Annotated in this window: 22 protein-coding genes and 1 riboswitch; of the genes, 20 read left to right on the plus strand and 2 right to left on the minus strand. The window is 47.0% G+C overall.

The features are described 5' to 3' along the window. Nucleotides 1-17 precede the first annotated feature (17 nt). The 3 genes from ACRRNK_RS08965 (at nucleotide 18) to ACRRNK_RS08975 (ending at nucleotide 3,643) form a co-directional block, all read left to right on the plus strand. Nucleotides 18-1,655 (plus strand): spore germination protein, encoded by a 1,638-nt coding sequence (locus ACRRNK_RS08965; protein ID WP_433946387.1) that lies wholly within the window; start codon nucleotides 18-20, stop codon nucleotides 1,653-1,655. A 110-nt stretch (nucleotides 1,656-1,765) separates the two neighbouring features. Then, nucleotides 1,766-3,097, plus strand: a complete 1,332-nt coding sequence (gene lysA / locus ACRRNK_RS08970; RefSeq protein ID WP_433946388.1) for a diaminopimelate decarboxylase — start codon at nucleotides 1,766-1,768, stop codon at nucleotides 3,095-3,097. A gap of 114 nt (nucleotides 3,098-3,211) precedes the next feature. Continuing rightward, on the plus strand, nucleotides 3,212-3,643 hold the full coding sequence (locus tag ACRRNK_RS08975; protein ID WP_127197824.1) for a peptidylprolyl isomerase: 432 nt from the start codon (nucleotides 3,212-3,214) through the stop codon (nucleotides 3,641-3,643). 71 nt (nucleotides 3,644-3,714) lie between these two features. Here ACRRNK_RS08975 and tlp read toward each other — a convergent pair whose 3' ends face one another. Next, nucleotides 3,715-3,945, minus strand: a complete 231-nt coding sequence (gene tlp, locus ACRRNK_RS08980) for a small acid-soluble spore protein Tlp (protein ID WP_433946389.1) — start codon at nucleotides 3,943-3,945, stop codon at nucleotides 3,715-3,717. Nucleotides 3,946-4,116: 171 nt separating this feature from the next. Then, nucleotides 4,117-4,269: riboswitch (FMN riboswitch) on the plus strand. 279 nt (nucleotides 4,270-4,548) lie between these two features. Here tlp and ribD point away from each other — a divergent pair. From ribD to ACRRNK_RS09065, 17 genes are all read left to right on the plus strand, one after another. Then, nucleotides 4,549-5,652, plus strand: coding sequence for a bifunctional diaminohydroxyphosphoribosylaminopyrimidine deaminase/5-amino-6-(5-phosphoribosylamino)uracil reductase RibD (gene ribD, locus ACRRNK_RS08985; protein ID WP_433946390.1), 1,104 nt, complete (start codon nucleotides 4,549-4,551; stop codon nucleotides 5,650-5,652). Nucleotides 5,653-5,716: 64 nt separating this feature from the next. Next, entirely contained in the window at nucleotides 5,717-6,388 is a 672-nt protein-coding gene (ribE, locus tag ACRRNK_RS08990) for a riboflavin synthase (protein ID WP_433946391.1), read from the plus strand. A gap of 65 nt (nucleotides 6,389-6,453) precedes the next feature. Then, entirely contained in the window at nucleotides 6,454-7,692 is a 1,239-nt protein-coding gene (locus ACRRNK_RS08995; protein WP_433946392.1) for a bifunctional 3,4-dihydroxy-2-butanone-4-phosphate synthase/GTP cyclohydrolase II, read from the plus strand. A gap of 33 nt (nucleotides 7,693-7,725) precedes the next feature. After that, nucleotides 7,726-8,193, plus strand: a complete 468-nt coding sequence (ribH, locus tag ACRRNK_RS09000; protein ID WP_127197819.1) for a 6,7-dimethyl-8-ribityllumazine synthase — start codon at nucleotides 7,726-7,728, stop codon at nucleotides 8,191-8,193. A 68-nt stretch (nucleotides 8,194-8,261) separates the two neighbouring features. Next, complete coding sequence (locus ACRRNK_RS09005) at nucleotides 8,262-9,053, plus strand: segregation and condensation protein A (protein ID WP_433946393.1); 792 nt, start codon at nucleotides 8,262-8,264, stop codon at nucleotides 9,051-9,053. After that, nucleotides 9,022-9,627, plus strand: coding sequence for an SMC-Scp complex subunit ScpB (gene scpB / locus ACRRNK_RS09010; RefSeq protein ID WP_433946394.1), 606 nt, complete (start codon nucleotides 9,022-9,024; stop codon nucleotides 9,625-9,627). The genes ACRRNK_RS09005 and scpB overlap by 32 nt, the downstream gene beginning before the upstream one ends. Nucleotides 9,628-9,763: 136 nt before the next feature. Further along, complete coding sequence (locus tag ACRRNK_RS09015; RefSeq protein WP_433946395.1) at nucleotides 9,764-10,447, plus strand: DUF2953 domain-containing protein; 684 nt, start codon at nucleotides 9,764-9,766, stop codon at nucleotides 10,445-10,447. Then, entirely contained in the window at nucleotides 10,420-10,986 is a 567-nt protein-coding gene (gene ytfJ, locus ACRRNK_RS09020) for a GerW family sporulation protein (protein ID WP_433946396.1), read from the plus strand. Before ACRRNK_RS09015 ends, ytfJ begins: the two co-directional genes overlap by 28 nt. Before the next feature lie 142 nt (nucleotides 10,987-11,128). Further along, nucleotides 11,129-12,265: a D-alanyl-D-alanine carboxypeptidase family protein gene (locus tag ACRRNK_RS09025; protein ID WP_433946397.1), complete on the plus strand. Its 1,137-nt coding sequence runs from the start codon at nucleotides 11,129-11,131 to the stop codon at nucleotides 12,263-12,265. 31 nt (nucleotides 12,266-12,296) lie between these two features. Beyond that, complete coding sequence (locus ACRRNK_RS09030) at nucleotides 12,297-12,926, plus strand: nucleoside recognition domain-containing protein (RefSeq protein ID WP_433946398.1); 630 nt, start codon at nucleotides 12,297-12,299, stop codon at nucleotides 12,924-12,926. A 51-nt stretch (nucleotides 12,927-12,977) separates the two neighbouring features. Then, complete coding sequence (locus ACRRNK_RS09035) at nucleotides 12,978-13,466, plus strand: spore maturation protein (protein ID WP_433946847.1); 489 nt, start codon at nucleotides 12,978-12,980, stop codon at nucleotides 13,464-13,466. Between the two features lie 169 nt (nucleotides 13,467-13,635). After that, nucleotides 13,636-14,379 (plus strand): pseudouridine synthase, encoded by a 744-nt coding sequence (locus ACRRNK_RS09040; RefSeq protein ID WP_433946399.1) that lies wholly within the window; start codon nucleotides 13,636-13,638, stop codon nucleotides 14,377-14,379. Nucleotides 14,380-14,564: 185 nt separating this feature from the next. Continuing rightward, nucleotides 14,565-15,089: a redoxin domain-containing protein gene (locus tag ACRRNK_RS09045; RefSeq protein ID WP_433946400.1), complete on the plus strand. Its 525-nt coding sequence runs from the start codon at nucleotides 14,565-14,567 to the stop codon at nucleotides 15,087-15,089. 19 nt (nucleotides 15,090-15,108) lie between these two features. After that, nucleotides 15,109-16,782, plus strand: a complete 1,674-nt coding sequence (gene resB, locus ACRRNK_RS09050) for a cytochrome c biogenesis protein ResB (protein ID WP_433946401.1) — start codon at nucleotides 15,109-15,111, stop codon at nucleotides 16,780-16,782. After that, the gene (gene ccsA, locus ACRRNK_RS09055; RefSeq protein WP_433946402.1) at nucleotides 16,779-18,050 is read left to right on the plus strand and encodes a cytochrome c biogenesis protein CcsA; all 1,272 of its coding nucleotides are present in this window, start codon (nucleotides 16,779-16,781) and stop codon (nucleotides 18,048-18,050) included. Before resB ends, ccsA begins: the two co-directional genes overlap by 4 nt. 166 nt (nucleotides 18,051-18,216) lie before the next feature. Continuing rightward, complete coding sequence (locus ACRRNK_RS09060; RefSeq protein ID WP_433946403.1) at nucleotides 18,217-18,933, plus strand: response regulator transcription factor; 717 nt, start codon at nucleotides 18,217-18,219, stop codon at nucleotides 18,931-18,933. Beyond that, on the plus strand, nucleotides 18,934-20,406 hold the full coding sequence (locus ACRRNK_RS09065; protein WP_433946404.1) for an ATP-binding protein: 1,473 nt from the start codon (nucleotides 18,934-18,936) through the stop codon (nucleotides 20,404-20,406). It abuts the gene before it with no gap. A gap of 118 nt (nucleotides 20,407-20,524) precedes the next feature. Here the strand turns inward: ACRRNK_RS09065 and serA are convergent, their stop codons facing one another. Then, nucleotides 20,525-22,117 (minus strand): phosphoglycerate dehydrogenase, encoded by a 1,593-nt coding sequence (gene serA, locus ACRRNK_RS09070; RefSeq protein ID WP_433946405.1) that lies wholly within the window; start codon nucleotides 22,115-22,117, stop codon nucleotides 20,525-20,527. Nucleotides 22,118-22,167: the final 50 nt, after the last annotated feature.

Below are 22,167 nucleotides of genomic sequence, written 5' to 3' on the forward strand. Positions count from 1 at the left end.
GAAGGATGAAGCAAACGATGACAGAACAAGAGATGAATCATCAGCAAGAAGGATTACAGGATCCTCCTCCGATATTTGATCCTGGAGAGGAGCAAGAGAACGGGAAAGCGGAGAAAGGTGATGCAACTGGCCCCAATAAGGTTGAAGCGGAAAAATCAAATAATGTGGAAGAATCCGTTGTCTATTGGCAAAAGTCGGACCGAATCAGTAAAAATTTAGATACAACGCGAAAAACTCTGGTAAAAGTGATTGGGCTCGATGAGAGTTTTGATGTGAATTTTCGTGAGATGACCTATGGTGGCCGCAAGACAGGGCTGTTCTTTATTACCGGTTTTGCCAAGGATAACATTATGCAGGAAATTATCAAACGCTTGACTTATCTGACCCCCGAATCTTTATCAGGTAATGCTTTGGAGGATTTCTTTTCATATTATATTCCTCATATTCAAGTCACCAAGATGAAGAAGATGAGTGAGGTTATTAATATAGTCATGACTGGAATGAGCGCGCTCTTCATTGATGGTGAAGAAGCGGCGATCGTGATGGATACCCGCACTTATCCGGCGCGCAATCCGGAAGAGCCTTCACTTGAGCGCGTCGTTCGCGGAGCACGGGACGGATTCACCGAGACAATGCTGACCAACGTTGCACTTGTAAGAAGGAGACTCAGAGACCCGGGACTTAAATTTGAATATATTCAGGTAGGTAGGAGAACAAGAACCGATGTCAGCATAGCTTATATTGACGATATCGTCGACAAGGCTCAGGTCGATGCCATCCGTGAGAAGATCAAAGCGGTTGACATTGACGGCCTGCCTCTGGCAGATAAGCAGCTTGAGGAGGCCGCGGTGAACAGTGGATGGAATCCGTATCCGCTTGTACGATATTCCGAGCGTCCAGATGTGGTGGCGGCGCACATTATGGAGGGCCGGGTCGTCCTGATTGTAGACACCTCACCGAGCGCAATTATTCTTCCGACAACCTTCTTTGATCTGTGTCAGCATGCCGAGGAGAATCGTCAGACGTCAACCATGGGAACTTATTTAAGATGGGTTCGCTTTGCTGGGATTTTCGCTTCCCTGTTCCTGCTTCCTTTATGGCTGCTTGTGGTTGTTCATCCGGAAATTAAGCCTGCCGCGCTCTCCTTCATTGGACCTCAGGCAAACGCAAAGCTGCCTTTGATTGTTCAGTTCCTGATGGTTGAGTTTGGCGTCGATCTCATGCGTATGGCCGCGGTCCATACGCCGACCCCGCTAGCTTCCGCCATGGGCTTAATTGCGGCGATTCTCATCGGTGATATTGCGGTGAAGACCGGCTTGTTTGTGAACGAAGTAATTCTTTATATGGCTGTGGCCGCCATTGGGATGTTTGCTACACCAAGCTATGAGCTTGGTCTTGCAAACAGGCTTGTTCGGCTGCTGCTGCTGATCGCGGTTGCGATATTCGGAATACCTGGTTTTGTTGGCGGGGTAACCTTATTTGTTGTTCTGCTTACCATTCGCCGATCCTACAATTCGTCTTATCTGTGGCCGTTTATACCTTTTAATGCAAAAGCGATGTTTGCCTTTCTGTTCCGGGTGCCAGTGAATTATTCAAAAAAACGTCCTTCTTTCAACAAGACGAGGGACAACACAAGAATATCGGACAAAAACTGACCATCAACCAGCTTGATAAAAAACACAAATCAAATACGCAAAAATCCATTATTCGATTTCCAAATTTTTTGTTATACTGAGTAAAATCAAATTAATCGGAGGATTGCGGAATGTTTCTACACGGTACAAGCACTATCAATGCACAAGGACACCTCGAAATTGGAGGCTGTGATACAGTTGAACTTAAAGAAAAATATGGCACACCCTTATATATTGTTGACGAGGCTCTCGTTCGTCAGCGCAGCCGCGAATATGTAGATGCCTTTAAGCAATCCGGACTTTCATTCCAAGTTGCTTATGCAAGCAAAGCGTTCTGCACCTTGGCAATGTGCCGACTGGCTGAAGAAGAAGGGCTCTCTTTGGATGTAGTGTCTGAGGGGGAGCTTTACACAGCGCTTCAGGCTGGATTCCCGGTTTCACGAATTCACTTCCACGGCAATAATAAGACGCCTGACGAGATTCAAATGGCGATTACAGCTGGCATTGGCTGTTTTGTCGTTGATAACTTCACGGAGATTCATCTGCTTAACGCAATAGCTAAGGAGAATGGAGCTCAGGTTAATGTTCTTCTTCGTGTTACACCAGGCGTGGAGGCTCATACGCATGAGTATATTTCCACCGGTCAGACAGATTCCAAATTTGGTTTCGATATTGGGAACGGCTCGGCATTTGAAGCTGTGAAGCTCGCAAGCGAGCAGTCTAACCTCAATCTGCTTGGCGTTCATTCCCATATCGGTTCCCAAATTTTTGAGGTAGAAGGCTTCCAAATGGCGGTAGAGCGCGTTGCTGCTTTTGCCAAATCAGTGAAAGAGCAGTTGAATGTGACTTTCCAGGTTGTTAACCTGGGAGGCGGCTTCGGTATCCGTTATATGGAAGGCGATACCCCATTAAAGATTTCTGAGTATGTTAAAGCCATTACGGATGGAGTAAAACAGCATTTCGCGGGAACGTATGACAAGCTTCCTGAGATCTGGGTTGAGCCAGGCCGGAGTATTGTCGGGGATGCGGGTACAACCTTGTACACTGTTGGCACAACCAAAGACATTCCTGGAGTGCGTAAATATGTGGCTGTTGACGGTGGTATGACGGATAACCCTCGCCCAGCGCTGTATGAATCGAAATATGAGGCTATGCTGGCGAACCGCGGTAATGACCAGACGGAAGAGACTGTATCTATTGCCGGTAAATGCTGCGAGAGCGGGGATATGTTGATCTGGGATTTGGATCTGCCAAAAGTAGGCAGCGGTGATCTTCTGGCAGTCTCCTGCACAGGCGCATACAACTATGCCATGGCAAGTAACTACAACCGGATTCGCAAACCGGCAGTTGTCTTCGTCAAAGACGGCGCAAGTGATCTTGTGGTGAAGAGAGAATCTCTGAACGATATTGTGGCGAACGATCTGATTCCTGAGCGTATTCAGAAGCAGCCTTCATTTAACTAATCTCTAGAGGCGGGAGCTAACAGCTTCCGCTTTTAATTTTGCACTGGGACAAGTTTCATAGTACACTAATGTACGTTAAGTTGTACCCCACTTTTGGAAGGAGATGCTTTACATATGGCAAAACAAGCTAAAATCAAAATGGAAAATGGCGGAGAGATCCTGATTGATCTGTTCGAGAATGATGCTCCAAACACTGTGGCTAACTTTGAGAAGCTCGCTAACTCTGGATTCTACAATGGACTTACGTTCCACCGTGTAATCCCTGGCTTCGTAGCTCAAGGCGGCTGCCCTAACGGAAATGGTACTGGTGGCCCTGGTTATACCATCGACTGCGAGATCAACCCGAACAAACACGAACGCGGTGTGCTTGCTATGGCTCATGCGGGCAAGAATACTGGTGGAAGCCAGTTCTACATTACTTATGCCCCTCAGCCTCACCTGGATGGCGTGCATACGGTATTTGGCAAGGTAGTTCAAGGTCTTGAACTGGTAGATGAGTTCAAAGGCCGCGACAAAATGGAAAAAGTCGAAGTATACGAAGCATAAATCAAGCCTACGATACAGCATGAACAGGAGTCCGAATGGACTCCTGTTTGTTGTGCAGCAGAGTATAGAGATTAGCGTCCCGAGTGCTTCGCTTCATCCTTCACTTCATTACGGAAGCCGGCGATACTCTCGAGGCGCCGATGATTCTTGGCCTCAATGTCACTTTTCTCCTCAGCAGTAATTTCGTCTGCATGTTCACTCAAATAGTCCTGTGCCTCACGGTAGTTCTCAATGGAGTTATGAATATGCTTTTGCAGCTTCTCCACATTGTCCGAACGGTCATCAGGTTTTGGTCTAGTCATTTAGAAACCCTCCTCAAGTGAAGTTTGTTAAAATGGTTCAGGTGAACGACTATAGACTTCCCTGTCTACACCTAAGGTACCCGGAAGTGGCCCAAGCATCTAGAGGCAAGAGATGAAAAAGTTGCTTTTTCGGCAGTGACTATGTTAACATGCAATCAAGTTTAATAGTGTTTTATCCTTCGGGGTCGGGTGAAATTCCCAACCGGCGGTGATGGTGCACTCGTGCACCTTAGTCCGTGACCCGGCGCAGCATGCATATGCTTCGTCGGCTGACCTGGTGTAATTCCGGGACCGACAGTATAGTCTGGATGGGAGAAGGAAGACGCGAACTGCATGATTGGGCTCTGCCTTGTTATGCAGAATTAGGTATACGTTTATTTGAGCATCCTATTTTTCCATAGGCGGTCGATTTTGTTGCGAATTTTTCCCAATGAATGCCTTAGTGGATAGGGACAGCTTTTATGAATGGATATGCTTTTATTTCGCTACATAAATCTCTCGTAACCCCATCGGAATTGTTCCGTATGGGGTTTTTTATGCTATTTGGCTTAATGCGGAACCGTGTGGTCTGCCATTTACGCGCGAAGGGAGATGACTTCTCAGGTGGAATTCATGAATGATGAGTATTATATGTCATTGGCGCTGGATATGGCAGAGAAGGCGCTCGGGCAGACTGGAACGAATCCGGTTGTGGGCGCTGTTGTGGTGAAGGATGGAGCGATTGTGGGGATCGGCATGCATCTTAAGCAAGGAACTCCTCATGCCGAGGTCCACGCCCTTAATATGGCAGGGAGACTTGCCGAAGGAAGCACTGTGTACGTAACCCTGGAGCCTTGCAGTCATTACGGCCTTACTCCGCCTTGCAGTGAGCGATTGATCGCTGAGAAGGTAGCTCGGGTTGTTATTGCATGTGAAGATCCGAACCCCAAGGTTGCCGGACGGGGAATTGCGATGCTAAAGGCTCAGGGGATCAACGTTCAGGTAGGTGTGCTAAGGGATAGGGCGATCAGCTTAAATAAGAAATTTATCAAATTCATCACCACAGGGATGCCTTATATAACGATCAAGAGCGCCAGTACACTCGATGGCAAAATTGCCTCAGCTACGGGGGACAGCAAGTGGATTACCAACGAACGATCACGGGCGCTTGTCCATGTGATGCGTCATCAACATCAAGGAATTCTGGTAGGGATCGGAACTGTAATTGCAGATGATCCGGAATTAAGTACCAGACTTCCAGTCCCGGGGTTATCACCTGTCAGAATCATTGTCGATTCGAGCTTGAGAATACCGGATCATTCCAAAGTTATTACGGATACACTGGCGAAGACCATCTTACTAACGACTGCTCAAGCAGATGAAGACCGAATCAAGGAACTAGAGGGTAGGGGAATCCGGGTTATTCCCTGCGGCGAAGGCCCCCGGGTAGATATGACATTGGCTTTAAGCCTTCTTGGCAGAGAGGGAATATCGTCAATTCTGGTTGAAGGAGGCGGTAGAATAAACGGCAGCTTCATCAGAGAGAAGCTTGTGGATGAAGTGGCGTTGTTCATCGCTCCTAAGTTGATCGGAGGGCTGGGGTCAACGGGTAATTTCGTCTTTGAAGGGTACGATCAAATGAAAGATGCGGTCACCTTAAAAGACATGTCTGTGGAGATACTCGAAGACAACGTACTGATTAGGGGTACACCTGTATGGGGAGAGTAAAGCTTAGATAGATAAATTGAACTATAGTATTACTGATAGACAAGAGCAGTTAGGAGGTGCGGGCATGTTTACTGGACTTGTTGAGGAAGTAGGGATTCTTAAGTCGGTTCAGCGTAAAGGTGAAGCCATGGTGCTGAATATTCAGGCCGATGTCATCATGGAGGATCTCAAGCTTGGAGACAGCATCTCGGTGAATGGAGTGTGTCTAACCGCGGTGTCTGACCAAGGGAACTCGTTCGCCGTTGATGTGATGCCTGAGACTTATCGCCATACGAATCTTAAACATTTAAAAGTTGGCGGAAAAGTGAATCTGGAGCGGGCCATGGCGGCAGGGGGCAGATTTGGAGGACATATTGTACAGGGGCATGTTGATGGAACAGGGACAATAACCGGGGTAACCAGAGATCAAAATGCAGTGGTATATGAAATATCACCATTCAATCATTCTTTATTCAAGTATATTATTCCGCAGGGCTCCATCACGGTTGATGGAATCAGTCTTACCGTGGTTAGCTCATCTAATGGAAAATTCAGCATCTCGATTATCCCCCACACCTTATCAAAGACAGCTCTTTCGCTTAAGAGGGCGGGGGACACCGTTAATCTGGAATGTGATGTTCTTGGCAAATATGTTGAGCATCTGCTGAATTATGGAGGTAGAGCTCAAAGAACGGAGTCTAACCCGCCAAAGCAGACATTGGGCATGCAGTTTCTCGTTGAGAACGGCTTTGCCTGACTAACGACGTTCTATATGAGACGCAGTTAAAAAGTGTGTCTTATATACACAAAGGAGTGAAGTACATGGGTGATATCCAGCTGGATTCGGTAAAAGAAGCCATACAAGATCTACAGAATGGGAAGGTCATTATTGTTGTGGATGATGAAGACCGGGAGAACGAAGGTGACTTTATTGCTTTGGCCGAGAAGGCAACGCCTGAAGTCATAAATTTCATGATCAGCCAAGGCCGTGGCCTGGTATGTGTGCCTATTACGCAGGAACGGGCGGATGAGCTGGACTTGAGACCGATGGTTGCGCAGAATACGGATTTTCACGGCACAGCTTTCACAGTCTCGGTAGACCATAAAGATACGACAACTGGAATATCTGCCAAAGAACGGTCAGTGACCATTCAAGGCCTGATGGACCCGAATGCGAGACCGTCTGATTTCCGCAGGCCTGGTCACATGTTCCCGCTGATTGCCAAGAAAGGCGGAGTGCTCCGCCGGGCAGGTCACACCGAAGCCTCTGTTGATCTCGCTGTGCTGTCAGGAGCTTATCCTGCCGGGGTGATTTGTGAGGTGATCAAGGAAGACGGGACAATGGCCAGATTGCCCGATCTGATGCAAATTGCTAAGACTCATGGGCTTAAGCTCATCAGTATTAAAGATCTGATTCACTACCGCAATGAGAAGGAAAGACTGGTTAATCGTGAAGTAGAAGTACGGATGCCAACGGACTACGGTGTGTTCCGCGCGATTGCTTACTCTAATGAAGTTGACCAGAAAGAACATGTGGCCTTGGTCAAAGGCACAATTGACAGCAGCAAGCCGGTTTTGGTGAGGGTGCACTCCGAGTGCTTAACCGGAGATGTGTTCCATTCCCATCGCTGTGATTGCGGTCCTCAGTTTGAAGCAGCGCTCCGGCAGATTGAAGAGGCGGGCAATGGAGTTCTGCTCTACATGCGTCAGGAAGGACGGGGGATCGGGCTCATTAATAAGCTGAAAGCCTATAAGCTGCAAGAGGAAGGGCTCGATACGGTCGATGCCAATCTGAAGCTTGGATTTGCTGCTGATTTGCGTGACTACGGCATTGGAGCTCAAATTCTGAAGGACCTTGGCGTGCGGGAGATCAAGCTGATGACGAACAATCCACGCAAAATCAAAGGGCTTGAGGGATATGGCTTACAGGTGGTGGAGCGTGTACCTATCCAAATGAAGGAGAATGAAGATAATACGAATTATCTTCATACCAAACAGGCGAAGCTGGGTCATATGCTGAAATTTGATGATCTTGAACAGAATGAATCTGCGGAGATCTAATTTAAAAACTAAACCAAGAAGGGTTGATTAATAATGGGGAACATTTTTGAAGGAAATCTGGTATCAGAGGGACTGAAGTATGCAATCGTAGTTGGAAGATTTAACGAGTTCATTACAAGCAAGCTCCTTGGAGGAGCACAGGATGCACTTAAGCGGCATGGGGTTAAGGATGAGGAAGTGGACGTGGCATGGGTGCCGGGTGCTTTCGAAATTCCTTTCGCAGCCCAGAAATTGGCAGAGAGCGGGAAATACGATGCTGTTATCACGCTTGGGACTGTAATCAGAGGATCAACTTCTCATTATGACTATGTATGTAATGAAGTTGCCAAAGGAGTTGCGGCAATCAGCCTGAAGACAGGCGTACCAACGATCTTCGGTGTACTTACAACGGAGAGCATTGAGCAAGCGATTGAGCGGGCTGGCACCAAAGCCGGGAACAAAGGCTGGGATGCTGCAACCGCGGCGATTGAAATGGCAAACTTGACGAAACAATTAAAATAGTGCTTATTTAATGTAGTACCATTATAATGGTACTACATTTTTATTTTTATCGGGCGGAGGAGCAAGACGTGACAGTACTTTACAAGCTGGAGACATTTGAAGGGCCGCTCGATCTGCTGCTGCATCTTATTGATAAAGCGGAGATCGATATCCATCAAATATCCATTAGTGAGATTACAGACCAATATTTAGCTTATTTGAACAGCATGCAGGAACTTGAGCTGGAGATTACTAGCGAATTTCTGGTCATGGCAGCCACGCTGTTATCCATCAAGAGCAAGCAGCTGCTTCCGAAACCGCCCGTTATCGAGATAGAAGAGGATTATAATTATTATGAGGAAGAAGAAGATCCGCGGGACGAACTGATTCGTAAGCTGATCGAATACCGGAAGTATAAAGGAATTGCTGAACATCTGCATGATAAGGAGTGGGAGAGAAGTCTTATTTTCTCCAAGGAGCCGGAGGACTTATCTCCATTTATGCCCGAGGTTATTGAGAACCCGGTCAAAGGACTACATGCGGCTGACCTCATCGCTGTCTTCCAGAAAGCTATTCGCAAGGCGGTCAAACGGAGTACGGTGGCCCGTATCCAAAGAGATGAGATTTCCGTCAAGGACCGCATTAGAGAAGTGATTTCGGTGCTGGAGCTGCAGGGTAAGGGGGGCAGGGTACTCTTCTCGAAGCTGCTGCACGAGGAGATGCACAGGCACGAGATCGTCGTTACTTTCCTGGCTGTTCTTGAATTAATGAAAATGAAGCAGATTGTCTGTTATCAGAACAAGCTGTTCGATGATATTGTTATGGAGTGGAAAGGGGAAGGAAGCAAGAATGGATTTTCAGAAGATGAAATCGATTATTGAAGGCCTGTTGTTCCTGGCTGGTGATGAAGGACTCACCGTAAAACAGCTGGCAGAGGTATTGGATCAGCGCAGTGAAGTGATTGTCGATGCGCTTAAAGATATGAAGAAGTCGTTCAAGAAGGCGGGGCGCGGGCTGCAAATTATTTCGATAGCGGGTGGATATCAGCTGGCTACCTTGCCTGAGCATGCCCCGTATTTCGAGAAGCTGGCTTACTCTCCATCGCGTTCGTCTCTGTCCCAGGCAGCGCTTGAGACGTTATCCATTATTGCCTACCGCCAGCCCATTACCCGTATAGAGATCGAGGAGATTCGCGGGGTGAAGTCGGAACGGGCTATCCACACGCTGGTGAACAAGGATTTGATTGAAGAGGTTGGCAGAGCCGAGGCCATTGGACGGCCAATCCTTTATGGTACGACCAAGGCATTTCTTGATTACTTTGGCCTCGGAAGCCTGGTTGACCTACCGGAAATGGATCAATTTGAGAATACGGAGAATTTGGAAGAAGAGACACAGCTTTTATTCCAGAAGCTCGAGGAACAACAGCAGCTTACTTTCGATGATGTAGAGAAATAAAAACCGGACGAATGCAGCTTCGTCAGGCCGCTCCAGCAGGAGCGGTTCTTTTTTTCCTCTAAAAGCGAATATTTCCTTATCCTGGTGCCATACTATACGAAGTTTCTATTTCAGTCACCAGTATGGAGGGTTGCACGTGTGGATTTGGCTCGGAGGATTGCTGCTCCTGCTGCTGATCTTGATCTTCGCGGCTTTAATCTCCAGAATCAAGCTGACCCTTAATGTGAAAAAGCTCGGTAAGGACGATACCATATTAATTGAGGTCTCAGCTCTTTTTGGGTTATTTAAATATCACTATGAGATCCCCATGCTTAAATTTAAGGATTTCAAGCAAGGCCTGCAAGTGAAGGAAAAGAAGAAAAGCAATATGATGAAGGATCATCACAAAGAAGAACATACGAATATCGATAAGGAAAAGGTAGATATTTGGATCGACAATTGGAAGGGCCTTCTGAATGCAACTCATGAACTTAAGCTATGGATGAACCGAACACTGAGACAGGTTAAAGTTAGACATTTGGACTGGACAACAGAGCTTGGTTTGTCAGATGCAGTTCATACGGCTCAGCTAACCGGCGCATTATATGGAGTGAAATACAGCCTTCTCGGGTGGTTGTCTTATCAGCTTAAGCTGCTGGTTCCACCAGAGTTATTTGTAATCCCCATATACGGGAGCCAGCCTCATTTTTCCACAAAAATGACCTGTATAGCAGAAATTCGCTGTGGATATGCTATATATGCTGGACTGGTGCTAATAGTTCGAGTGTTAAAAGTGAAAGGAGGAGCTAAGAAATGGCAGAACATCCTATTCAAGGGCTGATGCAAACCGCTCTTGAGAACATTAAAGAGATGGTTGATGTCAACACAATTGTAGGTGAACCGGTGGAAACGCCGGATGGAAGTGTGATTTTACCTATCAGCCGCGTCGGCTTCGGATTTGCTGCAGGAGGTAGTGACTTTAACATCCAAGACGGGCATGAGAAAGCAGGAGCTTCTGCAGATGGCAAGGCTCGGCCGTTCGGGGGCGGAAGCGGCGGCGGGGTGTCCATTAACCCGATTGCATTCCTGGTTGTTGGCAAACAGGGCGTTAATGTCGTGCCGCTTGATAATCAGACCCATGTTGTTGAGAAATTGATTAATGCCGTTCCGAATGTCATTGATAAGATCCAATCCTTGTTCCCTAACTCAAGCTCAGTTTCAAGTACAAATTCAGGAATAAGCGGCTTAAATACAGGTGGCATGACAAATGCACCGTATGCACAGAATGCAGCGAATGCAGCGAATGCGTACCCTACTGGGCAAATGAATATAAATTTAAATGAGAATCCGAATGCGCAGCACGGGCAATCATTGCTCTAGGCCGCAAAATGAAGTTGCCATGAAATCCCTTCCTGCAGCAAGCGGAAGGGATTTTCATGTCTTGGAAAAGGGACATACTGTCTTGTCCCTTTGCATACTATGGTATAAGTATTTGGGCTTATCCCACTCGGAGGAATACAACATGTATATACCCAGGTCACTACTCTCACTTACGCTATCAACACTTCTTGCTTTTGTTCCTATGTTTCCTGCGCAAGCCGGCGCGCTTGGAGCTAATCCATCTAATGAGCCGAAGACGCATGCCAGGGCAGCGGCTTTAATTGATGTGACGTCTGGACGAATCATCTACAGTGTCAAGGGAGAAGAGATTCTGCCTATCGCAAGTCTGACCAAGATCATGACCGCGATCGTGGCTATCGAGCATGGACGTTTGGACGATAAGGTGAAGGTCGGTAAGAATGCTTTTGCCAAGGAAGGTTCTTCTCTGTATCTGAAGCTTGGTGAAGAAATGACACTCAGTAACCTGCTCTATGGTCTGATGCTCCGCTCGGGTAATGATGCGGCCTCCGCTATTGCTGAACATGTCGGCGGTTCGGAAGAAGGATTCGTGTATCTCATGAACGAGAAAGCAAGGCAGCTTGGACTTGCACACTCTCATTTCTCCAATCCTCACGGGCTAGACACCAAGGCGCATTACTCATCAGCTAACGATCTGGCAAAGCTGACCGCCTATGCCTTGCACAACCCGATATTTAGAGAAATCGTCCGCACTAAAGTGAAGACAGCGCCGAATCCTAATGACCCATGGGAGTACAAGTGGGCAAATAAAAATAAAATGCTGCGACTGTACGACGGAGCTGATGGGGTGAAAACAGGATATACCAAGATCGCCCGCAGGTGTCTCGTCAGTTCCGCTACGCGTAACGGTCAGCAGCTTGCCGTTGTGACTCTTAACGATGGTGATGATTGGAATGATCATGCCAAGCTTCTGGATTTTGGGTTCAATAACTATAGGCTTAAGCCGCTGGTTCAGAAGGGTGAGTCCATCCGTCAAGGTGGCGACCTGGTAACAGGTTCTGACTTCAGCTATCCACTGCGAAGCGGGGAAGAGCAGCTGGTTGTTAAGAAGCTTAGACTAATCAATCATAAGCCGGAAGATTTTCAATTGCGTGCCCGGCTGGAAATCTTGCTGCAGGATAAGCTTATAGGTTCAGTACCTGTATATACAAAAGCTATCCAAGAGAACCGCCCCTCTGCATTGATTAACCAAAAAGTGAAGGTTCGGCATGACACGGGGACAGTGGGGAGCTTACCGTAAGACAACAGCAACACATGGGGGAGGAGTTCAAATGGTTAACAAAATATGGCTTGCTTTCATTTTGATTGGCTTTGCTTTTGCCGCGGCTAAGGGGAATATTAACGTTGTGACCGAAGCGGCTTTTGATGGAGCTACAACCGGGGTGACCGTCTGCTTTGGCCTGATCAGTATCATGGTGTTCTGGTTAGGAATCATGAGGCTTGCCGAGGATTCAGGACTGGTAAAAGGCATATCTAGGCTGCTCGGCCCCGTCGTTTCATTTTTGTTTCCAGATGTGCCAAAGAATCATCCAGCCATGGGGTTCATCCTTTCCAATATGAGTGCGAACCTGCTTGGATTAGGTAACGCAGCAACTCCGATGGGAATCAGGGCGATGCAGGAGCTCCAAACCTTGAACCCTCATAAGGACAAAGCAACACCGGCAATGTGCACGCTGCTCGCGCTGAACACAGCAAGTATCACGTTAATCCCTACGACATTAATTGCAATCCGTATAAGCTTTGGTTCAGCCAATCCGGCAGAGATTGTGGGTACTACGCTGATGGCCACGATCATTGCGACGGCCGCGGCCATTATTGCGGACCGTTGGTATCGTAAAAGGTATGCGAGGAAGCATCCGCCTGTGATACCGCCTGCAGCTACTTTGACCGTGGAGAGGTGAGGAGCCTTGCAAACCTGGATCCATTTGTTCTCCAATTGGGCTGTTCCGATCATGATCGCTTTCATTCCTCTGTTTGCTTATATCCGAAAAGTTCCTGTCTACGAAACGTTTGTTGACGGTGCGAAGAGCGGGTTCAATACAGCCATTGATATTATCCCGCACCTTGTCGGGATGATGGTGGCGATCAGTGTGTTTCGGGCCTCCGGTGCCATGGACTTTTTCACAGGCTGGATCGCTCCTCTGATGACCAAGCTCGGTGCACCGCCCGAGGTTCTACCGCTAGGCTTCCTAAGACCGCTGACGGGAACAGGCTCGCTTGCATTTACAACGGATCTGATCAAGACCTATGGGGCGGATTCCATGATTGGAAGGATTGCCTCTACGATACAGGGCAGCACGGATACAACGTTCTATGTACTGACTGTTTATTTTGGCGCTGTGGGAATCAAGAATGGAATGTATGCCCTTAAGGTGGGCTTATTCTCTGATGTGATTGGATTTATTGCCGCGATAGCGATATGTCTGATTGTATTTGGGTAGTTATTGCGGTGTGCCAATAGGTCAAGCTTAAGAATTACCAAAGGCATGAGTGTGAAATGATTCCGGTTTAAAAATTTATATTCAGCTTTCCCAAACGCCGCCCTCTTCGGAGGGCTATTGTGATTTTATACCTTAGTGGGTATCATTAGGATGAGGTGACTTATAAGACATGGAAAGATTACAGAAGATATTAGCCCAGGCGGGTGTAGCTTCACGCAGAAAGTGCGAGGAAATGATCCTTGCAGGTAAAGTTCAGTTGAACGGAGAGACAGTAACGGAGCTTGGTACGAAAGCCGATCCTGCAGTTGACGAGATTACCGTGAACGGCAAGAAAATCGGAATTGAGAAGAAGCTTTATATTGTGTTCAACAAACCGAAGGGTGTTATTACAAGTGCATCGGATCCTAAGGGCCGCAAGATCGTAACCGATTATTTGAAAGGCGTGAATGAAAGGGTATTTCCGGTGGGACGTCTTGATTATGATACAGAAGGATTATTGCTGTTAACCAATGATGGGGATTTTGCCTATCTGCTAACCCATCCGAAGCATCACGTACCTAAGACTTATTTGGCTACCGTCAAAGGGGTTCCGCATGGTACAGATCTGGACAAGCTGAAGAATGGAGTTATGCTTGAGGACGGGATGACCGCGCCTGCCGAAGTGGATTACTATGACATTGGTGCGGACGATAAGGAATCCACGATTCGGATTACGATTCATGAAGGAAGAAACCGTCAGGTCAGACGTATGTTCGAGTCCATTAATCATCCAGTTCAGCGGCTAAAGAGAATCTCATTCGGGGAGCTTCACCTTGGGAACATGAAGAGGGGGCTTTATCGTCATCTGACGCCTGCCGAGATTGAAGATCTCAAGAGGAGTGCCAAGAAGGCTGATAAGCAGGGGAGGAAATAGCAGACACATAATCTTCATATTATGAAGCTGAAATTGTGGCAGTATTCGATATAATATTCATAGGATATTCACTAAATGTCCATAAATACAGAATGAACTATGACAATTCTTACAGTTTTATTAGACGTAAGCCTATAGTTCAGTCTGTATTTATAATATTGCCTTAGAAGGGAAGCTGCTTTGGTATGAAGAAATACAGGCGACCGGTGCAAATCGTAATTCTGCTCTTCATCGTAATATTGGGCGGCTATGCGATTGGCTCGGCAGTTCAGGGCTCACACGACACGCTGCAGGTCGAAGATAAAGCGCCTTCATTTTCTCTGCTTGGAATTGACGGCAGTGTGCATCATCTGGAGGATTATGAAGGCAAGGCCATGGTTATTAATTTCTGGGGCTCATGGTGTAAGCCATGCGTTAAAGAAATGCCCGCTCTTCAGCAGCAATGGGAGAAGTGGAAGGATAAAGGGGTCGTCGTTCTTGGAATTAACGCCGGAGAAGATGAGATGACCGTGCAGAATTTTGCCGAAGACCGCGGGGTAACTTTCCCAATCTTGCTTGATCCAAATAGTGATGCGGTACGGGATTATAATATCACGCCTCTTCCTACGACTTTTTTTGTAAGCGCTAAAGGTAAGATCACTTCCATTCATCAAGGTGAGCTTGATCTGGAGACACTGGATAGCCAGATCGGGCAGTTAGTCGCGCCATGAGACAGGAGGGGGATGCCAATTGATAAGCAATACGAAATGTGAATGCGGACACCAGAACCGCGTGGGTACTGTGCTGTGTGAGGCATGCGGCAAGCCGCTGATCGAGCTTGGTGAGGCAGGAGAAGTATTAGAAATGCGTTATGACGGTGCTGCTCGCCGTTCCCAGCGCGCCAATCCGAATTTTATCGATCAGATCTGGAATTTTTTCTCTTCCGTTAAAGTTGCCATTTATCTAATTATTCTTACTCTACTCGGTGCTATACTTGGAACAATATTCCCGCAGGTCAGCACATTTGTACGTCTGCCAACCAATCCCGATGAGTATTATAAGATAACCTACGGAACGTTTGGAGAGATATACTATAATCTAGGTCTCGCTGATACGTATAATTCCTGGTGGTTCATTCTGCTTCTTGTTCTGATTGGTTCGTCGCTCGTCATATGCAGCCTGGACCGTGTACTCCCGCTGTATAAAGCTCTTTCCAAACAGAAGATCAAGAAGCATATGGAATTTCTAACCCGCCAGCGGGTTGTCTACCAAGGTCCTATTCATGAGAGAGCAGAAGAATGGATTCGCAGGGCTACTCCGGTACTGAAGAAGAAAGGCTACCGGGTACATAGTGAAGGTTCTGCCCTGCTGGCGGAGAAACAAAGATTTAGCCGCTGGGGGCCTTATGTCATTCATATCGGATTAATCATTTTTCTACTAGCTGTCCTCTTTAGAGGATTACCAGGACTTCATATGGACGAATATGTCAGCTTCCCTGAGGGCGAAACCAAACGGATTCCAGATACGACTTTGTATCTGAAGAATGAGAAATTTACCATCAATTATTATAGTGAGAAGGAGCTTCCTGAGGAGTTCCGGAATAAAGGGAAGATGCTGCCGAAGTTATACCAGACCAAGGCAGTATTATATGAGTGTGCGTCGAATTGCAACGATCCGTCGAAGACACCCAAGTTGCAAGAAGTGGCTAGGCATGATATTGAAGTGAACAAACCTTTGGAGTACAAAGGATTAGTAGCTTATCAATATGGCTTTGATGATACGCCTAGAATTCAATCTGTTCAACCTATGCTAATTAATAAAGTAACTGGTGAGAAGTATGGGAAGTTCAAGCTTGATATGATGAATCCAGAGCGGAGTTTCACCCTTGGTCCGTACAGCCTTAAGCTGGAGAGTAAATATATGGACTTCGCGCTCGGAGAGAACAAGGAACCCATTTCCAAATCACCACTTCCAAATGCACCCGCGTTCTTATTCCTAATCAAGGGTCCCGATTTACCGAAAGAGGGTATTAAGTACTTTTACTTCCCGATTCCAGTTGATAAGGTGAATTTCGGTCAGGATTCAATAAATGACAAACTGGGTGGAGTCGATAGAAAGCTAGAAATCGATGTTGAAAAAATGAGTGATGTTAGTTTCGAAAATTCAACCATACTCAACATTCGTATGGACCGCGCAATGCCGTTCGTTTGGACAGGACTTGCGATTGTCATGCTTGGGCTTGTGCTCGGGTTCTACTGGACACACCGCCGGATTTGGCTCCGTATTGATGATGGGCAGCTTACCTTGGGCGGACATACCACGAAGAACTTCTTCGGTCTTCGCCGGGAAGTGGTCTCCATCCTGAAGCCGCTGGGTGTGGAAGTAGATGAGAAGTCTCTGGATAACGGGAGGAACCAAGAATGAGCACTGAGGATTTATTGGAAATAAGCAAACATGCTTTTATGTATTCTTTTTTCTTATACTGTATAGCTTTTATTTCCTTTGCGGTAGCTGTAATCGGGAAAAGCTGGAGAAATCGCGATCCAGAAAGACATGAGCGCAAATGGGGACGGATTTCGTTCTTCATTTCCTCTGTAGGTTTGCTTGGACATCTATTATACTTTGGGACCCGCTGGGCGGGAGCAGGGCGGATTCCAGTCAGCAACATGTATGAATTTATGTCCTTTTTATCCATGATGATTATGGTTGCTTTTACCGTTGTCTTCCTGATCTACCGCAAGACGCTGCTCGGATTGTTCGCCCTGCCGATTGCAGTTATTGTTATGGCTTATGCAGCTGTATTTCCAGCTGAAGTACAGCCGCTTATCCCTTCACTGAAGTCGATTTGGCTGTATATACACGTTACGCTGGCTGCCACGGGTGAATCGTTCTTTGCTGTCGGCTTTGCGGCAGCGTTCATGTATCTGCTGCGTACCGTGAATTTCGACAGTAAAGAGAAGGTAGACCGCCGGCAAAAGTGGTGGGTGGAATTCACCATGTTCTCCATCATTATTGTTGTTGGCTTCATTGTCGCTGTCTTTGCCTTCCGGGCCACAGGCTATCAGGCTGTATTCACAAGTGAACAGATCACCACAAATTCAGAGGGTCAAAGCACAACAATCGAGGATAAGGTTGAGTATAATCTTCCTCCGATCGTGGCTCCTTATAACAGCAAGGTGGAAAGTATGCAGAGCTTCATTGGTCTGGATAAACCACTGCTTCATGCACCTTCCTGGGTTGAAGGGGGAACGGCCGGACGCAAGTTGAATACGATTGTATGGTCCATTATTGGCGGTGCAATAATATACATCCTTCTACGGCTGTTATTGCGCCGTCCACTAGGAAAGCTTGTATCTCCACTTCTTAAGGGACTTGATCCGGATGACCTTGATGAAATCAGTTATCGTGCGATTGCTATTGGCTTCCCGATCTTTACCCTGGGAGCTCTCGTCTTCGCGATGATATGGGCGCAGCAGGCCTGGGGCCGATTCTGGGGATGGGATCCTAAGGAAGTCTGGGCACTTATTAGCTGGCTGTATTACAGTGCTTATCTGCATTTACGACTGTCGAGAGGATTCCATGGTCGTAAGGCCTCATGGATTGCCGTTCTGGGCTTCCTGGTCATCATGTTCACGCTCGTTGGGGTGAACTTGGTTATCGCGGGTCTGCACTCCTATGCGGGTACAAATTAATATTTTTTAATAAATTGAACTAAAGATATTATATACTCAATCATGAGTGCTTCTTTCCCGGGCCTCAATTAGGGTATACTGTCTTTAGTTCATTCGTTATTATTACACACTGATTTTCGGATATGCACTTGGAGAGATAGGTAAGAAGATAAAGGGGTTGTTGTCAATGTCAGATCAATTAAATCGCATTCTGGTAGTGGATGATGAGGAACGTATTCGCCGTTTGCTCAAGATGTACCTTGAGAAAGAGGGCTACGAGATCGATGAAGCGGAAGACGGTGAAACGGCGCTTCGTAAAGCAAGCACAGGGGACTATGGCCTGATTCTGCTTGACGTGATGCTTCCGGGGATAGATGGAGTGGAAGTGTGCAATAGGCTCAGACAGGTCAAATCCACACCTGTATTAATGCTAACGGCCAAAGGTGAAGAGATTAATCGCGTACAGGGCTTCGAGGTGGGTGCCGACGATTATGTCGTGAAGCCGTTCAGCCCGCGTGAAGTGATCTATAGAGTAAAAGCCATCCTGCGCAGATCCTCGGCTACGGCCTATTTGTCCAAGGAGAATGGGACAAGCAATAATATCGTATTCCCGAATCTGATTATTGAACATGATGCGCACCGAGTTACCGCAAGTGGACATGAAGTCAGCTTGACACCAAAGGAATATGAGCTGCTTCATTACCTGGCTGTGTCGCCGGATAAAGTGTTCTCACGTGAAGAGCTCCTTAAGGATGTATGGAATTATGAATTCTTTGGTGATCTTCGTACGGTGGATACTCATGTAAAGCGGCTGCGTGAGAAGCTGAACAAGGTATCACCGGAGTCAGCCGGCATGATTACCACGGTGTGGGGTGTCGGTTATAAGCTTGAGGTGGCTAAATAAGTGAAAAGATTCTGGAGAACGCTCGTAGGCAAGCTATGGATTACGATCATTTGTCTAGTCGGCAGTGTCCTTATGATATTGGGCCTATTCCTGCTGCCCTACATTGATACCAACTTCACAAATTCCGGTGCTATTAAGAAGCTGTTCACGCTGGTATCTGTAATTGGGTTCTCGATGACTACGTTCTTTGCGCTTATTCTATTTAACAAAATTACACTTCCTATGCAGCAGCTTATTAGGGCTGCCGACTCAGTGCGCAAAGGTAAATATGATACACGGTTGTCTCTTCGCACAAGTGATGAAATCGGAGAGTTGGCCAATTCCTTCAATCATATGGCTGAAGAACTAGAGAATACGATCAGAAGCTTGAATCATGAGAAAGAGCATCTATCCAGTGTTCTTCGCAGCATGAACGATGCGGTTATCACAATGGATATCGAGGGATCAGTCATTCTTACAAATCCTCCAGGAGATGCGATTATGCAATCGTGGATAAGCTTATCGGATGACGAGGACAGCATGCCTCATCTCGCTTCCCTTCATCCAGGTCAGTCCCGTGTGCCAGAGCCGCTGCTCCCTATGTTCACAAAAGTGCTTAGTGAAGGGGGAGACCAGAGCGCGAATGTGCACGTCAAGCAGAATGTCTGGTCCGTGCATATGGCGCCGCTTGCCTCGGATGGGGATATACGCGGTGCTGTTGCGGTACTGCGGAATGTTACTGAAGAGGTACGGCTGGAGAAGATGCGGCGTGACTTTGTCGCTAACGTCTCCCATGAGATCCGGACACCACTCTCCATGATGCAGGGCTACAGTGAGGCTCTGTTGGATGGAATGGCGTCATCTCCTGAGGAGGGTGAAGAACTTGTACAGGTGATCCACGATGAGTCCCTTCGCATGGGCAGGCTGGTTAAGGATCTGCTTGACCTTGCCCGGATGGAGGCAGGACACACGGATATGGTGATGCGTCCGTTGGATGTAAAGGAACTCCTTGAGAGGGTATACCGCAAGTTCAGTGTTCGGGCGAAAGACCGTGAGATTGAGCTGATATTACACGATATTAAGGATAACCTGATCTTGGAGGAAGCGAACGAGGACCGTCTTGAACAGGTACTGACCAATCTACTGGATAATGCATTCAGGCATACTCCAAGCGGCAAGCGAATCGAGATTCGGGCCCAATTAGTGATTCATCGTGGTAAAAGTGAACTTCGTCTTGAGATTAAGGATGAGGGTGGAGGCATCCCTCCAGATGACCTGCCTTATATTTTTGAACGATTCTACAAAGCGGATAAGGCAAGAGTTCGTGAAGAGTCTGGAGGGACGGGACTTGGCCTTGCTATTGTAAAAAATATCGTAGAATCGCATCACGGTACGATTACCGCCATCAGCGAAGTAGGGCAGGGTACAACCTTTAAGCTCATGCTGCCTGTCGAAAGACAGGAGTCTAAATCCATTGCTGAGGGAATAAAATGATTTTTGTTGAATACGCAAGATTAATCTTGTTCACCGTGGAACATTTTCACTATAGTATTGAAGCATAAATAAGAGCTGCCCTTCTAGATGAAGGACAGCTCTTGTTTTTTAAGAAATATTAAGATAGGACGATTTCTTGTGCTGCGTTAATTTCAGGAAGCTTGGTCAATTCTTGGAGAACTTCTTTCGATACGGCTTTATCGACGGTCAGAACCATAATAGCCTCACCGCCAACGATCTTACGTCCAACCTGCATCGCAGCGATGTTCACGTCATTGTTACCTAGGAGCGTGCCGACTTTACCGATAATACCTGGTTTATCATTGTGGGAAATGTAGATCAAATTACCTTTAGGTTCGATGTCTACAGGGAACTTGTTGATTTGTACAACACGGTCTCCATAACCGGATAGCAATGTGCCTGCTACGCGCTGCTCTTCACCGCTTTGAAGTTTGAGGGACACGCTGATCAGGTTCGTGAAGTCTTTTGTAGCTGTAGATTTGGATACAACCACATCGATATCGCGAGCTTTAGCCAAATGCATGGAGTTCACGATATTTACGTCATTTCCGAAGTGACGGGACAGAAGTCCTTTAACAATATAGCGGGTCAATGGCTGCGTATCCACTTCAGACAGATCTCCTGCATAATTAACCACAATCTCTTTGACTGCTTCATTGTTAATTTGAGCAGCAATTGTACCCAGCTTCTCACCCAGTCCGAAGTAAGGTTGAAGCTTGTTCATCACGCTTGGTGCTACCGGAGGCATGTTAACTGCGTTCTTGAAAGGTTCATCTCTCAGAATATGCAGAACCTGCTCAGATACATCGATAGCCACATTCTCCTGAGCTTCAATTGTAGAAGCACCCAAGTGAGGAGTTACGATGATCTTAGGGTTGTTCAGGAACGGGTGATCAGGCTGTGGCGGCTCATGTTCAAATACGTCGAAAGCGGCTCCAGCTACGATTCCTTGATTCACAGCTTCCACAAGCGCATTCTCATCAATAACGCCGCCGCGGGCACAGTTAATGATACGCATGCCTTTCTTCATAACCGCGAATTGAGGCGTGGAGATAATTCCGCGCGTCTCTGGTGTTAGAGGAGTGTGCACAGTAATGAAGTCCGCGTTACGTACGATATCATCAACCGTTGCAAGCTTCACACCCAGCTTCTCTGCACGTTCTTCGGTAAGGAACGGATCAAAGCCCAGGATATCCATACCAAAAGCTTTGGCACGCTTAGCAACTTCACTACCGATACGTCCCATACCCAAAACTCCAAGAGTTTTGTTGCGGAGCTCAACGCCAAGGAAGGATTTGCGGTCCCAAGTTCCGCTGACCGTTTTGGCATAGGCTTGAGGAATATGTCTTGCAAGGGCCATCATCATGGCAAAAGCATGCTCACAAGTAGTGATTGTGTTACCATCTGGAGCGTTAATAACAATAATCCCGCGCTGAGTAGCTGCCTCAAGGTTAATGTTGTCCACTCCGACTCCGGCACGGCCAACTACTTTAAGGCGATCACCGGCTGCCATGATTTTCTCAGTTACTGTAGTTTGGCTACGAACAAGCAGCGCGTCGTATTCGGGGATAATGCGGATCAATTCTTCCTCACTTAGCCCAGTCTTTTTCTCTACTACGACATCTTCTGCATCAACGAGCTGTTGGATCCCCAGATCACTGATCGGATCCGATACTAACACCTTATACATTGTTGATTTCCTCCTCCAATAATTGAATGCTCGTAATATAGATTACTATA

It is taken from the genome of Paenibacillus sp. SN-8-1, assembly GCF_050995535.1.
Taxonomy (GTDB): domain Bacteria; phylum Bacillota; class Bacilli; order Paenibacillales; family Paenibacillaceae; genus Fontibacillus.

Coding starts and splice junctions, on each gene's coding strand:
- ACRRNK_RS08965 (WP_433946387.1), top strand. CDS start 18: ATGACAGAACAAGAGATGAATCATCAGCAAGAAGGATTACAGGATCCT.
- ytfJ (WP_433946396.1), top strand. CDS start 10,420: ATGGCAGAACATCCTATTCAAGGGCTGATGCAAACCGCTCTTGAGAAC.
- lysA (WP_433946388.1), top strand. CDS start 1,766: ATGTTTCTACACGGTACAAGCACTATCAATGCACAAGGACACCTCGAA.
- tlp (WP_433946389.1), bottom strand. CDS start 3,945: ATGACTAGACCAAAACCTGATGACCGTTCGGACAATGTGGAGAAGCTG.
- ACRRNK_RS08975 (WP_127197824.1), top strand. CDS start 3,212: ATGGCAAAACAAGCTAAAATCAAAATGGAAAATGGCGGAGAGATCCTG.
- ribE (WP_433946391.1), top strand. CDS start 5,717: ATGTTTACTGGACTTGTTGAGGAAGTAGGGATTCTTAAGTCGGTTCAG.
- ACRRNK_RS09040 (WP_433946399.1), top strand. CDS start 13,636: ATGGAAAGATTACAGAAGATATTAGCCCAGGCGGGTGTAGCTTCACGC.
- ACRRNK_RS09035 (WP_433946847.1), top strand. CDS start 12,978: ATGATCGCTTTCATTCCTCTGTTTGCTTATATCCGAAAAGTTCCTGTC.
- ribH (WP_127197819.1), top strand. CDS start 7,726: ATGGGGAACATTTTTGAAGGAAATCTGGTATCAGAGGGACTGAAGTAT.
- ACRRNK_RS09030 (WP_433946398.1), top strand. CDS start 12,297: ATGGTTAACAAAATATGGCTTGCTTTCATTTTGATTGGCTTTGCTTTT.
- ACRRNK_RS09045 (WP_433946400.1), top strand. CDS start 14,565: ATGAAGAAATACAGGCGACCGGTGCAAATCGTAATTCTGCTCTTCATC.
- scpB (WP_433946394.1), top strand. CDS start 9,022: ATGGATTTTCAGAAGATGAAATCGATTATTGAAGGCCTGTTGTTCCTG.
- ccsA (WP_433946402.1), top strand. CDS start 16,779: ATGAGCACTGAGGATTTATTGGAAATAAGCAAACATGCTTTTATGTAT.
- ACRRNK_RS09025 (WP_433946397.1), top strand. CDS start 11,129: ATGTATATACCCAGGTCACTACTCTCACTTACGCTATCAACACTTCTT.
- ACRRNK_RS09060 (WP_433946403.1), top strand. CDS start 18,217: ATGTCAGATCAATTAAATCGCATTCTGGTAGTGGATGATGAGGAACGT.
- serA (WP_433946405.1), bottom strand. CDS start 22,117: ATGTATAAGGTGTTAGTATCGGATCCGATCAGTGATCTGGGGATCCAA.
- ACRRNK_RS08995 (WP_433946392.1), top strand. CDS start 6,454: ATGGGTGATATCCAGCTGGATTCGGTAAAAGAAGCCATACAAGATCTA.